14 protein-coding genes and 1 riboswitch are annotated in these 13,684 nt (G+C 33.1%); of the genes, 1 reads left to right on the top strand and 13 read right to left on the bottom strand.

The genetic code is table 11. The features are described from left to right. Positions 1 to 259: 259 nt before the first annotated feature. The 5 genes from sufB to sufC all read right to left on the bottom strand — a co-directional run bounded on the left by sufB (position 260) and on the right by sufC (position 5,784). Positions 260 to 1,657, bottom strand: coding sequence for a Fe-S cluster assembly protein SufB (gene sufB / locus IDG45_RS06430; RefSeq protein WP_001074405.1), 1,398 nt, complete (start codon positions 1,655 to 1,657; stop codon positions 260 to 262). Between the two features lie 150 nt (positions 1,658 to 1,807). Further along, positions 1,808 to 2,272 (bottom strand): Fe-S cluster assembly sulfur transfer protein SufU, encoded by a 465-nt coding sequence (gene sufU, locus IDG45_RS06425; RefSeq protein ID WP_001010508.1) that lies wholly within the window; start codon positions 2,270 to 2,272, stop codon positions 1,808 to 1,810. Further along, a complete protein-coding gene (locus IDG45_RS06420) occupies positions 2,262 to 3,512 on the bottom strand; it encodes a cysteine desulfurase (RefSeq protein ID WP_001006454.1) in 1,251 nt (416 codons plus the stop codon). Before IDG45_RS06420 ends, sufU begins: the two co-directional genes overlap by 11 nt. A gap of 105 nt (positions 3,513 to 3,617) precedes the next feature. Next, entirely contained in the window at positions 3,618 to 4,925 is a 1,308-nt protein-coding gene (sufD, locus tag IDG45_RS06415) for a Fe-S cluster assembly protein SufD (protein WP_042908155.1), read from the bottom strand. Between the two features lie 97 nt (positions 4,926 to 5,022). Next, positions 5,023 to 5,784 (bottom strand): Fe-S cluster assembly ATPase SufC, encoded by a 762-nt coding sequence (gene sufC, locus IDG45_RS06410; RefSeq protein ID WP_000168845.1) that lies wholly within the window; start codon positions 5,782 to 5,784, stop codon positions 5,023 to 5,025. Positions 5,785 to 6,111: 327 nt separating this feature from the next. Here sufC and popT point away from each other — a divergent pair, with 327 nt between their 5' ends. Then, complete coding sequence (gene popT / locus IDG45_RS06405) at positions 6,112 to 6,963, top strand: polyprenyl-phosphate transporter PopT (RefSeq protein ID WP_001183850.1); 852 nt, start codon at positions 6,112 to 6,114, stop codon at positions 6,961 to 6,963. 233 nt (positions 6,964 to 7,196) lie between these two features. On the opposite strand, the gene IDG45_RS06400 is transcribed toward popT, so the two are convergent. The 8 genes from IDG45_RS06400 to gcvH form a co-directional block, all read right to left on the bottom strand. Continuing rightward, on the bottom strand, positions 7,197 to 7,391 hold the full coding sequence (locus IDG45_RS06400) for a CsbD family protein (RefSeq protein WP_000752917.1): 195 nt from the start codon (positions 7,389 to 7,391) through the stop codon (positions 7,197 to 7,199). Positions 7,392 to 8,152: 761 nt separating this feature from the next. Beyond that, complete coding sequence (locus tag IDG45_RS06395) at positions 8,153 to 8,974, bottom strand: MetQ/NlpA family ABC transporter substrate-binding protein (protein WP_000732334.1); 822 nt, start codon at positions 8,972 to 8,974, stop codon at positions 8,153 to 8,155. 17 nt (positions 8,975 to 8,991) lie between these two features. Beyond that, positions 8,992 to 9,687, bottom strand: a complete 696-nt coding sequence (locus IDG45_RS06390; protein WP_000520233.1) for a methionine ABC transporter permease — start codon at positions 9,685 to 9,687, stop codon at positions 8,992 to 8,994. Beyond that, positions 9,680 to 10,705: a methionine ABC transporter ATP-binding protein gene (locus IDG45_RS06385; protein WP_000571211.1), complete on the bottom strand. Its 1,026-nt coding sequence runs from the start codon at positions 10,703 to 10,705 to the stop codon at positions 9,680 to 9,682. Before IDG45_RS06385 ends, IDG45_RS06390 begins: the two co-directional genes overlap by 8 nt. Before the next feature lie 88 nt (positions 10,706 to 10,793). Further along, a riboswitch (SAM riboswitch) is annotated at positions 10,794 to 10,897 on the bottom strand. A 57-nt stretch (positions 10,898 to 10,954) separates the two neighbouring features. Then, positions 10,955 to 11,251, bottom strand: a complete 297-nt coding sequence (locus tag IDG45_RS06380; protein ID WP_001065801.1) for a thioredoxin family protein — start codon at positions 11,249 to 11,251, stop codon at positions 10,955 to 10,957. Continuing rightward, a complete protein-coding gene (locus IDG45_RS06375) occupies positions 11,244 to 11,630 on the bottom strand; it encodes a toprim domain-containing protein (protein ID WP_001018959.1) in 387 nt (128 codons plus the stop codon). Before IDG45_RS06375 ends, IDG45_RS06380 begins: the two co-directional genes overlap by 8 nt. A 589-nt stretch (positions 11,631 to 12,219) precedes the next feature. Then, positions 12,220 to 13,098, bottom strand: a complete 879-nt coding sequence (locus IDG45_RS06370; RefSeq protein WP_000932224.1) for a YwqG family protein — start codon at positions 13,096 to 13,098, stop codon at positions 12,220 to 12,222. Between the two features lie 178 nt (positions 13,099 to 13,276). Continuing rightward, the gene (gene gcvH, locus IDG45_RS06365; RefSeq protein WP_000290491.1) at positions 13,277 to 13,657 is read right to left on the bottom strand and encodes a glycine cleavage system protein GcvH; all 381 of its coding nucleotides are present in this window, start codon (positions 13,655 to 13,657) and stop codon (positions 13,277 to 13,279) included. Between the last annotated feature and the right edge of the window lie 27 nt (positions 13,658 to 13,684).

The following is a 13,684-nucleotide window of genomic DNA, read 5'->3' as shown; positions in this document are numbered from 1 at the left end:
CAATTCATGATTTTATTCTTTTCTTTAATCATGAAAGAATTACATTAAAAATGGCTGATTCTGTATAACAACAAAACCAACCATTAATTTTAATTATTTAATTGTCTACTAGACTGGGTGCAGTTCATTATCTATCAATCCGATTTAGTTATAAAACAAAAAAAGCCACAGTAATGTGGCTTTTTGTTATATTCAGTATCAAAATGGTATCAATAGCCATTTCCGGAAGTTAAGAATGGCTTAACAACGTGGTTTAAAGCTATCCAATACTACCTTCCATTTCGAACTTGATTAAACGGTTCATTTCGACCGCGTATTCCATTGGAAGTTCTTTTGTGAATGGTTCGATGAATCCCATAACAATCATTTCTGTCGCTTCTTCTTCAGAAATACCACGACTCATTAGATAGAATAATTGTTCTTCAGAAACTTTTGAAACCTTCGCTTCATGTTCTAATGATATTTGATCGTTGAATACTTCGTTATATGGAATTGTATCTGATGTTGATTCGTTATCTAAGATTAATGTATCACACTCAATATTTGAACGAGCGCCTTTTGCTTTACGTCCAAAATGTACAATACCACGATAAATAACTTTACCACCATTTTTAGAAATAGATTTAGAAACAATCGTTGAAGATGTATTTGGCGCTTTATGAATCATTTTAGCACCGGCATCTTGAACTTGTCCTTTACCAGCAAATGCAATAGATAATGTACTACCTTTTGCACCTTCACCTAAAAGAACACAGTTTGGATATTTCATCGTTAACTTAGAACCTAAGTTACCATCTACCCATTCCATATTTCCGTTTTCATAAACAAAAGTACGTTTTGTAACTAAATTGTATACATTGTTCGCCCAGTTTTGAATCGTAGTATAACGAACGTGCGCATCTTTATGCACAATGATTTCCACAACAGCAGAGTGTAAAGAACTAGTTGTATAAACTGGTGCAGTACAACCTTCTACGTAATGTACAGAAGCACCTTCATCAGCAATAATTAATGTACGTTCAAATTGACCCATGTTCTCAGAGTTAATACGGAAATAAGCTTGTAGTGGCGTATCTAGTTTGATATTTTTAGGTACATAAATGAACGAACCACCTGACCATACTGCTGAGTTTAACGCCGCAAATTTGTTATCTGCTGCAGGTACTACAGAAGCAAAGTATTTTTTGAATAATTCTTCATTTTCTTGTAAAGCACTATCTGTATCTTTAAAGATAATACCTTTTTCTTCAAGTTCTTTTTCCATATTATGGTAAACAACTTCAGATTCATATTGAGCAGAAACGCCAGCTAAATATTTTTGTTCAGCTTCAGGAATTCCTAATTTATCGAAAGTTCTTTTAATTTCTTCTGGCACTTCATCCCATGAACGTTCAGCTTGTTCTGAAGGCTTTACATAGTAAGTAATGTCATCGAAATTCAATTCTGATAAGTCGCCACCCCATTGAGGCATTGGCATTTTATAAAACAATTTTAATGATTTAAGACGGAAATCTAACATCCATTCCGGCTCATTTTTCATGTTAGAAATTTCTCTAACGATATTCTCAGTTAAACCACGTTCTGATCTGAAAATGGACACATCATCGTCGTGGAATCCATATTTATAATCCCCAACATCAGGTGCTTTTTTAGCCATTTCAATCACTCCTTAAAAATATATTTACAACGGCGTGCGTAAGTTTTTAATTCATGATGTAAACCATATTATAACAATGACATGACATCATATAAAAATTTTTTTACTTTTATATGTCTAATATCAAAATCATCTATGATTAACAGCATTCTATTCTTCTTCAGTCGTACCTTCTGCTTTACCTTCTTTAGCAACAGTACCTTTTTCCAATGCTTTCCAAGCTAATGTGGCACATTTAATACGAGCTGGGAATTGAGATACACCTTGCAATGCTTCAATATCTCCCATTTCTTCTGTAATCACATAGTCTTCACCAAGCATCATTTTCGTAAATTCTTGGCTCATTTGCATTGCTTCTCCAAGTGAATGACCTTTAACAGCTTGTGTCATCATCGATGCACTTGCCATTGAAATCGAACAACCTTCACCTTCAAACTTAGCATCTTTTATAATGCCGTCTTCTATATCAAATGTTAGTCGTATACGGTCACCGCATGTCGGGTTATTCATATCTACTGTCATAGACCCGTTATCTAATACACCTTTATTTCTAGGATTTTTATAATGATCCATAATGACAGATCTATATAATTGATCTAGATTATTAAAATTCATAAGAGAAAAACTCCTTCGTTTGTTTCAAGGCATTTATTAACTGATCAACGTCTTCTTTCGTGTTGTATATATAAAAACTCGCTCTAGCTGTTGAAGACACATTTAACCATTTCATTAACGGTTGCGCACAATGATGCCCAGCTCTAACCGCTACACCTTCTGTATCTACGGCTGTAGCAACATCGTGTGGATGTACATCTTGTAAATTAAACGTTATTACACCTGCACGACGATCCTTTGGCGGGCCATAAATTTCAATTCCTTCAATTGCAGACATTTGCTCATAAGCATATATCGTTAATTCTTGTTCATATTTATGAATTGCATCAAAACCTATGCGTTCTAAATAGCGAATAGCTTCTGCAAGCCCAATTGCTTGAGCAATTAATGGAGTACCCGCCTCAAATTTAGTAGGTAAATCAGCCCATGTTGCATCATACTTACTTACAAAATCAATCATGTCGCCACCGAACTCAATCGGTTCCATTTTTTGTAGTAACTCACGTTTACCAAATAATACGCCAATACCTGTTGGTCCAAGCATTTTATGTCCACTAAAACTATAAAAATCAGCATTCATTTCTTGCATATCAAGTTTCATATGTGGTGCTGCTTGCGCCCCATCAACACTGATAATTGCACCATGTTGATGAGCTATTTCTGCAATGGTTTTAACATCATTAATTGTACCGAGTACATTAGAAATATGTGCAATAGCAACGATCTTTGTTTTATCATTAATCGTTTGCTTAATATCTTCGATGTTTAATTCACCGTCAGCTGTCATTGGTATAAATTTCAATGTCGCATTTTTACGCTTTGCTAACTGTTGCCAAGGAACAATATTGGCATGATGTTCCATTTCAGTGACAACAATTTCATCGCCCTCTTCAACATTTGCATCACCATAGCTATGTGCTACAAGGTTAATCGACGCAGTTGTTCCGCGTGTGAAAATGATTTCTTCAAAATACTTCGCATTAATAAAACGACGAACGGTTTCACGGGCATTTTCATAACCATCAGTTGCCAATGATCCTAATGTATGAACACCACGATGAACGTTTGAATTATAACGCTTGTAGTAATCCTCTAAAACATTTAACACTTGCACAGGCGTTTGACTTGTCGCTGTTGAATCAAGATATGCTAAACGTTTGCCATTGACCTTTTGATCTAATATCGGAAAATCCTTGATTACTTCATTAACGTCAAATGAGTGTTCGGCCACTTCATTCACGACCTTTCTTAAATAAAAATCCTAATCAATTAAATACTGACGTTGTATTAGTCTTATACCAATATCGACAGTCTATATCTATTACAAACTTTTATTTTCAAAATATTATTTAGAAACTTTGCGTTCAATTACTTCTCTCAATTGACGTTTAACGTCTTCGATAGGTAATTCACGTACTACTGGATCTAAGAAACCATGTATAACAAGACGTTCCGCTTCTCTTTGAGAAATACCACGACTCATTAAATAGTAAAGTTGATCTGGATCAACACGACCTACTGATGCAGCATGACCAGCTTGTACATCATCTTCATCAATTAATAAAAGAGGATTCGCGTCACCACGAGCATGTTCGGATAACATTAATACACGTGATTCCTGATTAGCAATTGATTTAGTTCCGCCATGCTTAATGTAGCCGATACCATTAAATACAGATGATGCATGTTCTTTCATAACACCATGTTTAAGGATATAACCATCTGTTTCTTTACCATATTGTACGATTTTAGATGTTAGATTAATTTTTTGTTCGCCTGTACCTACAACTACTGATTTAAGTGAACTTGTTGAACGATCACCAAATAAATTTGTTGTATTATCAATAATTTGGCTACCCTCATTCATTAAACCTAGTGCCCAATTAATTGAGGCATCCGCTTCAGTAATACCACGTCGAATGATATGACCTGTAAAGCCTTTATCCATATAGTCTACTGAGCCATATGTGATATTTGAATTTGCACCAGCAATCACTTCAGAAATAATATTTAATTGATTTCCTTCACCAGATGCATTTGACAAGTAATTTTCAACATATGTGACTTCGGCGCTTTCTTCAGTAACGATGATGACATGGTTATAAAAGCTTGCATTTTCGTCATCGTGCAACACAACGTATTGTACTGGATGTTCTACAACTACATTTTTAGGAACATAAACAAATACGCCACCATTAACTAATGCCGTGTGTAGCGCTGTGATACGATGTTCATCTACTGTTACTGCATCTTTCATAAAGTACTTTTGCACTAAATCACTATGATTCATAAGAGCGTCTGCTAAACCTTCAACGATAACGCCATCTTTCGATGCATTATCATCAACTTGTGTGTACGCAATCGTATTATTATGTTGAATTACTAAGTTTTTAGAATGATCTACGTCAATAATTTCTCTTACTGACTCAGGTAATTGTGATAAAGATTGATAAACATCACCTTTTACATCGTGTTGTTTAAAAGAATCAAAATCCCATTTTCTTAATTTTGTTTTATCAGGTTTTGGCATTTCTAAAGTTTCTGTTAATTTCAAAGCTTTTTTACGTAATTCTGTCATCCAAGAAGGTTCATTGTGGGCTTTAGAATAATCAACAAGTTGTTCTTCAGAAATGTTCAAAATATCAGTTGTCATAACTTTTTCCTCCTACTTGATGAAATTTACTATTTCGTATAAATGTTCATTTTCATCATATATAGATGAACATCTCATGGATACTGTATTAATAAGATTATTCAGCTGAACCGAACTCTTCTTTAACCCATTCATATCCTTCTTCTTCAAGACGTTTTGCTAATTCTGGACCACCAGATTTAACGACCTTACCAGCATACATTACATGTACTTTATCAGGAGTAATGTAATTTAATAATCGTTGATAGTGTGTGATCATTAATGCACCAAAGTTTTCCCCACGCATTTGGTTAATACCTTTAGATACAACTTTTAATGCATCGATGTCTAATCCTGAATCGATTTCATCTAAGATTGCAAACTTAGGTTCTAACATCATTAATTGTAAGATTTCGTTACGTTTCTTCTCTCCACCTGAGAAACCTTCATTTAAATAACGTTGTGCCATGTCTTTATCTATGTCTAGAAAATCCATATTTTTATCTAATTTCTTAATAAATTGCATTAAGTTGATTTCTTGTCCTTCTTCACGTTTCGCATTGATAGCTGAACGCATGAAATCAGCATTTGTAACACCTGTAATTTCTGATGGATATTGCATTGCCAAGAATAATCCTGCTTTTGCTCTTTCATCAACTTCTAATTCTAAAATATTTACACCGTCTAAAAGTACTTCTCCTTTAGTTACTTCATAGCTTGGGTGTCCCATAATTGCAGATGATAAAGTTGATTTACCTGTCCCGTTTGGTCCCATAATCGCATGTATTTCATCAGTGTTAATTGTCAAGTTAACACCTTTTAAGATTTCTTTATCCTCAATAGACACATGTAGGTCTTTGATTTCTAATGTTGATGCCATTTTATATTCCCTCCGTAAAATATAAAGTTTTCTTAACTAGTTTATAATAATTTTAATTTGTAGTCAAAAAGACTTTGTAATAATGCGTTCAGTTAATTATAACTTACTTATACCTTAATATAAACAACTTAAACCCTTTTTATTATTTTTAATAACTCTAAAGTACAACTCTAATCCGCTCTCTTTAAAAATATAAATGATAATAAGTGCACATAATTTCTCAATGGATTTTATGAATTTAAAATATGTTATCATTTCACTAGGACATTTGTAATATGGTATGATGCTATTTATGATTTTATTCCAATCGTTTGAAAGGAGTTATTCATGCAACAATTTAAATGGATTAATATTCTAAAAGGTTTTGCTATGGGAACGAGTGACTTGGTACCTGGTGTTAGCGGTGGGACTATCGCATTATTGTTAGGTATATACAATCAATTTATCGCTTCAATTAGCGGCATATTCTCACGACGTTTTTGGCCAAGTTTTACATTTTTAATCCCCATTATAATTGGAATGTTACTGGCAATGGGATCACTAAGTAATCTTTTTAATTATTTATTAAGCCAACACCATATTCCAACTATGTTTTTCTTTGGTGGATTAATCATTGGTATCGTTCCATATTTATTGAAAATTTCTAACTATAAAACGTCATTTACAACTAAACATTACATGATGGTTATAGCTGGTATCGCTATCTTAATCGTTATTACATTAATGAATAATGGCGATAAACATGCTGGAGAAACACTTACTCTATCAACTGGTCTTATTATTAAATACTTTATTGCAGGTATGTGTGCATCTAGTGCTATGTTACTCCCAGGTATTTCAGGGTCATTTATGTTATTAGTATTTGGCGTCTATGGCACAGTCATGCTAGCAATATCTGAAGTTGTTAAACTTAACTTTGCCGGTCTTCCTATATTACTTGCAGTCGGATTTGGCGTGCTTGCTGGATTTATTATTTCAAGCAAAATTATCCAGTATTTCCTAACACATCATAAACTAATGACTTTTGCATTAATCATTGGTTTTGTTGTTGGCTCCCTCTTTGCAGTATTTCCAGGTTTACCAACTAATATCATGATGTGGTTCGTTTCATTAGTAGTATTTATCATCGGTTTTATTGTAAGTTTGACTTTAGGTCGAATTACCGCTGAAAATGAATAATCATTTTAGGGGTGATAAAATATATTCAGTATCTCGTTAATCATATGCAATATATGTCTCGTTTTGTATACATATTATTGGATATCATTAGCGAGTTTTTATTTAGTTTTTTTCTAACATTAAAATAATTATTAATAAATTTTGGTATCCACTTTTTTAATACAAAAAACCACCTAGCCGATGGTTATACCGACTAAGTGGCATGTGCAGTGTATTAGGAATAAAAAGTAAAATTACTCGCCTTTGTTACCTTTTACTTTATCAATAAAATCAGTTGCTTTTTCTTTTGCATTTTCAACGAATTCTTTCGCTTTACCAGAAGCTTTATCTTCTTTACCTTCGTTTTCTAAATTTTTATTATCAGTAACATTACCTACTGTTTCTTTAACATTACCTTTTGCTTGTTCAAATTTACTTTCGTCTGCCATAATAAATGCCTCCTCAGAATAATTAAATGTTATATATATATTACTTACCCACTGAAAAATTATCTAAACATTTTACTTAAATAATTTTTGATATTGATTTGACGTCATTTTATAACTAGCGAAATAGATTCATCATTAACTTGAGGGAGTGGGACTGAAATAATAAAGAATCACTAATGATTTATTATGTAATGGTTCTTGGGAGTGGGATAGAAATGATATTTTCGCAAAATTTATTTCGTCGTCCCACCGTCCCACCCCAACTTCCATTGTCTGTAGAAATTGGGAATCCAATTTCTCTATGTTGGGGCCCCGCCCCCCAACTTGCATTGTTTGTAGAATTTCTTTTCGAAATCCTCTATGTTGGGGCCCCGCAATTATTGTATGCTGGCTTTCCATCAGCTTCTGTATTGGGCCCAACCCCAACTCGCACTGCCTGTAGAATTTCTTTTTGAAATTCTCTGTGTTGGGGCCCCGCAATTATTGTAAAAAGGTTGTTACAATCGTATTTTCATTTAATCAACTACTGCTTATATAACATTGTAAATCTATGGACATTGATTGAAGTCACAGAATCATATAGGCTTTCTTTTAATACATAATGACTTGATAATCATTTATATATAGTTATTCATCTCTTATCATATTAAATCTTCCACATTTCATATTGATTCTAATTTAAAAAAACTCCCATCAAAGTTCGCATTTTTTCAATGTCTACTTTGATGGGAGCATATCAGTCAATGAGCTCTAATTAATAATTATTTAGCAGGAATAACTGCACCGTTGTATTTTTCATTAATGAAGTCTTGAATATCTTTAGATTGTAATACTTCAATTAATGCTTTGATTTTCTTATCATCTTGATGTCCTTCTTTAACAGCAATTAAGTTTGCATAAGGATTATCTTTCGCACTTTCTACAGCAATAGAATCTTTTTTAGGATTTAGTTTTTGTTCGATTGCAAAGTTTGAATTAATGATAACAGCATCAGCGTCTTCATTTTGATAAATTTTAGGTAAGAATTCTGCTGATTGTTTATTATTAAACTTAATATCTTTTTTATTCTCTGTAATATCACTAAACTTAGCATCTTCAATTTTTACGCCTTTTTTGATTTTAATCAAACCTGCATCAACGAAGAATTTTAAGAAACGTCCTTGTTCAGCTGGATTATTAGACACATAGACTGTTGCACCTTTTGGTAATTCTTTTAAACTTTTATACTTTTTAGAGTACACAGCCATAGGTTCTAAGTGAACATCACCGGCACTTACGATTTTGTAACCTTTATCCTTTTTCTCTGTGTTTAAATATGGTGTGTGTTGGAAATAGTTTGCGTCAATTTCACCTTTGTCTAGTAATTTATTAGGCGTAGTGTAATCGTTAATTGTTTTAATATCTAGTTCATAACCTTTTTTCTCTAATAATGGTTTTGCTTTTTCTAAAATTTCAGCATGTGGTGCTGGTGAAGCACCTACTGTTATTTTCTTGTCGTCACTGCCACTTTTGCTTCCATTACCGCAAGCTGCTAATACAACTGCAAATGTTAATACTAAAATAAGACCAAATAATTTTTTCATAAAATGAAACCCCCAATTTATCGTTTATCAAGTTTATTTGTAAGCCAATCCCCAATGAATTGGATTATAAATACAATAATTAAAATAAAAACTGTTGATACTAAAATGACATCATTTTGATTTCGAGTGAAACCTGTTAAGTATGCTAAATTTCCTAAACCACCGGCACCAATTACACCTGCAACTGCCGTTGAACCAACTAAAGCGATTGCTGTAACTGTAATGCCAGACACTAGCGCTGGCATGGCTTCAGGTAAGAGGACTTTACGAATTACTGTCCAAGTATTAGCACCCATTGACCAGGCCGCTTCGATGACACCTTTATCAATTTCTTTAAAAGCAATTTCTACGAGCCTTGCATAAAACGGCGCTGCACCAATGATCAAGGCTGGTAACGCACCTGTCGGACCACTTATCGTTCCAAGTATCAAACTTGTAAATGGTATTAATAATAAAATTAAAATAATAAATGGTATCGCTCTAAATAAGTTAACAATGAAAGAAACGATAGAATAAAATAACCTTGCACCGATAGACTTACCTTTAGCAGACAAGAATAATAACACACCTAAAATAAGACCGAGTATAAATGCAAATATAGTTGAGACGACTGTCATGTATAGTGTTTCGACTATTGCAGTCCAAACTTCTGGCCACTGAATATTAGGCATTGTAATCATTTCATTTATAATTTCACTAAATGATTTACCCATGTCTTAACACCTCCATTTTAACTTGTCGCTCAATTAACTCTTTTTCGAATTTTCCGAAATCTACACTTGAAATATATGGAATATGCAGAACTAAAAAGCCGACTGTTCCATTTTTGGTATTTTTAATATTTGCTTCTAAAATATTAATTTTAATATCATAGGCAGTTGATAGACTCGATACAATAGGCTCGGTTGTTGTTGAACCAGCGAAAACTAATTTAACGATATAAGCATCTTTTTCTAATGGCTCTAATTCTGTTAAAGATGTTTCGAAATCATCATTTAAATCTTCTTTCACAAATCGTTTTGTCACAGTGTGTTGCGGATTTTCAAAAACCTGTGTCACCGGTCCATGTTCTATCACTTTACCACTTTCCATAACTGCAACTTCATCACAAATACGACGAATGACATGCATTTCATGCGTAATTAGTACAATTGTTAAATTTTGTTGTTCTCTAATTTTTAGTAGTAGATCTAAAATTTCATCTGTTGTTTGCGGATCAAGTGCACTTGTTGCCTCATCACAAAGCAAGACCGTTGGATCATTAGCTAACGCTCGTGCAATCCCAACACGTTGCTTTTGTCCACCTGATAACTCTGATGGATAAGCCTTTTCTCTACCTTTTAAACCGACGAGTTCGACAAGTTCTAATGCTTTTTGCTTTGCTCTCCTTCTAGGGACACCTGCTATTTCAAGCGGAAACATAATATTTTTTAGCACAGTCCTTGACCATAACAAATTAAAATGTTGGAAGATCATACTTACTTTTTGTCTTTTTGCTCTTAATCCATTTTTGGACAATTGGCCTATATGGTCTCCATCTATAATAACCTCACCTGATGTAGGCGCTTCTAAATGATTAAACATTCGAATCAAAGTACTTTTTCCTGCTCCAGAAAAACCAATGACGCCATAAATCGATCCTGCTCGAATCGATAAATTAACGTGATCTACAGCAAGGACTTCTTTATTTTTAGTCCGATATTCTTTAACAACTTCTTTTAATTCAATCACGTTGATTCCTCCCTGTGTTGCTTAATAAAATAAAAAATGCTTTCTCAATATCGATAGAAAAATTGAGAAAGCAATAGTAGTATTGTTTCTCTCATCTTCAAAAGTTAAAACTTTATGTGAATTGGCACCATTTCTATATAAGACGGTTGCCGGGCTTCGTAGGGCACATCCCTCCACCACTCTCGATAAGAGTTTACGCATCATTTAATTTGTATTAATCCTAACACCTTAGTAAAATTTCGTCAATAACTATTTTAAATTTTCTAACAAATCAGTCACCGATTTAAATGCATAAATTCGCTTTACTTCTTTATCTTTATTCATCAACAATAAAATCGGCGTAGACATGATTTGCATATCTTTACAAAACTGAGGATAAAAGTTTAAATCTATTTTCAATAATGGCAACTGCAATATTTCATTAGCAATGTCTAACATTCTTTCTGAAACCTTACAAGTACCACATGTTGGTGTATAACCAAAGATTAAATGTTTGTCTTCCTCATAAAATGTAGTTACATCTTTGATGTCTAATGAATTATTCATTTACTAAAACTAACCTTTCATTATTTATATTCGGTAAGGAAGGTGTTTCTTTCTTACAAGTAAAGCCATGTTTTGAAAGTACATGCGCCAAATATTGTTTGGGACAATTCGCAACTTGACAGTAAGTTTTATCAATAAATATATGTTCACATTCACTCAAATAACGTTTAAACCAATTTCTAATTCGATCTCCTTCGTCATCAGAATCGGCTAATACAAAAACTTGTTTATCATATAGTGATTCTATCATATCATCAAGCTTATCTATACTCATTGTTCCATGAGTACAAATAATATTGACTGGTTCTGCAATAACCTGTTGCACCCTTTTTTTATCAGATTTTCCTTCAACAATTATCACTTTATTTACAATAGCCATCATCATCACCCTTTAAAATCAATAAACATCTGTCACTGTATCATTTCACAAAATTGGTATGAATAAAACATAAATCACAAAAAATTTAAACTAGCTTAATATAATAATTACAAACTCAATGTTTGACTAGCTAGGACATTTTACATAAACAAACAAAGGCTAAACCATAAATCAACATCTTAAAATCTACAATGTATATTACCAATAGTTAACCAAAAGAAAATACACCTATAACAAGCATTTTTCAATTATAGCGGGGCCCCAACACAGAGAATTTCGAAAAGAAATTCTACAAACAATGCAAGTTGGGGTGGGGCCCCAACATAGAAGCTGGCGGAAAGTCAGCTTACAATAATGTGCAAGTTGGGGTGGGCCCCAACATAAAGAAATACTTTTTCTTTAGAAATTAGTATTTCTTATGCATGAGTTTTACTCATGTATTCCTATTTTTAAGTACACATTAGCTGTGGCTTATGAAAAAGAACCACTACATTATAAGTCACTAGTGGTTCTTTTTCATTTCTGTCCCACTCCCTATGTTGATCTATAGATACTACACTTATTAAAGTAATATATTTTTTTGATTCTCTTAGCTGCAATCCCATGAATACATGTAATCATCAAACTTCATAGCCTCAAGGTCAGTAGATTTTACTAAGATATTGGCAATACCCAAATCACCCCATATAATCGAAGATTTACCATCTCTTGTAGAATCAATTTGCAGTAAGACTCTATCATACATTTTCAGTTCTTGATCGTTCGTTCTTGGATCTATTTGGTCAAAATATGGATAACCACCAAGTTGATTAAATGGCTCCTTAGCAGTAAATGTGTTACACACAGGTTCCATTAATTCATCATATCCACCAAACATCGATTTTAGCGCGAAGGATGGATTGACTTTATTCCACAATGCAAGCACGTCCTCATCGTACTTATAATCAGTACATGTAATAGTTTGTTTCGACAATCTAAATTCTATAGAAAATGCTCCACTGAACGGGATATCCTCATTATCAGCATCTAATGACTTCAAATGCACTTGAATATTTTCGAGTGATAAATCTGTAATTGGCTCTTTTATATAAACAAGCCTTGAGTTTATATTGTTTCCCTTTAAATTTTCAGACATACCATACATTTGATCTTCTGAACTAATCCAAAACTGCAATATCCCTTCATTTACAGGAAATAATTCTTGTTGTTCTGGAAGATCATTCAAATTAATCTGTGCTAACAATACCATTGGTACATTATTTTCATCTAATGGTATATCTTTAAAAGATTTTAAAAATGGCATTCCACCAATCTTACTCTGGCTTAAAGTTTCTTCTTGCATCTCTTTTAAATCCATTTCAATACATGGTAGTACTGGTAAATTACCGTTTTCTACAGATTCTACGAAACGGTTATATGCTTTTTGCTCCTTTTTAGAAAGATGACTAACGTCTTGAATGTTTAGCATATTAACTTCCCCCAATTTTTATTTTTAAAATAGCTAAATTCATTATTTTCATCATTCTTGAATAATAAAATGTAGCAATACTCCAAATAATAGTGCCTAATAAATTTTCTTTCATATTATTTACTTAATCAGACTAAAAATAAACTCCTCAATCTTAGATTAAGGAGTTACACGGTGATTATTCACCAATCATTTCTGAATATTTTTCAGCTGTTAATAAAGCTTCAAGCTGACTTTCATCACTAATTTCTACTTTTACCATCCATGCTTTTTCGTATGGAGATTCATTTACAAATTCGGGACTATCTTCTAGTTCTTCGTTGACTTCAACTACTTTACCAGAGATTGGTGCATATAATTCTGATACAGTTTTAACTGATTCTACGCTACCAAACGTATCCCCTTCATTAATTTCATCATCTGTTTCTGGTAATTCAACAAAAACAATATCACCTAACTCGCTTTGTGCGTATTCTGTGATTCCAATTGTTGCTACATTACCTTCAACCTTAACCCATTCATGCTCTTTTGAATATTTCAATTCATTTGGTACTGCCAAGAGAATCCCCTCCTAATTAATCTTTAC

Source organism: Staphylococcus sp. EG-SA-10 (genome assembly GCF_017151945.1).
GTDB lineage: Bacteria > Bacillota > Bacilli > Staphylococcales > Staphylococcaceae > Staphylococcus > Staphylococcus aureus.
Note: the sequence above shows the minus strand (reverse complement) of the source record. Positions and strands in the feature narration are given on the sequence as shown.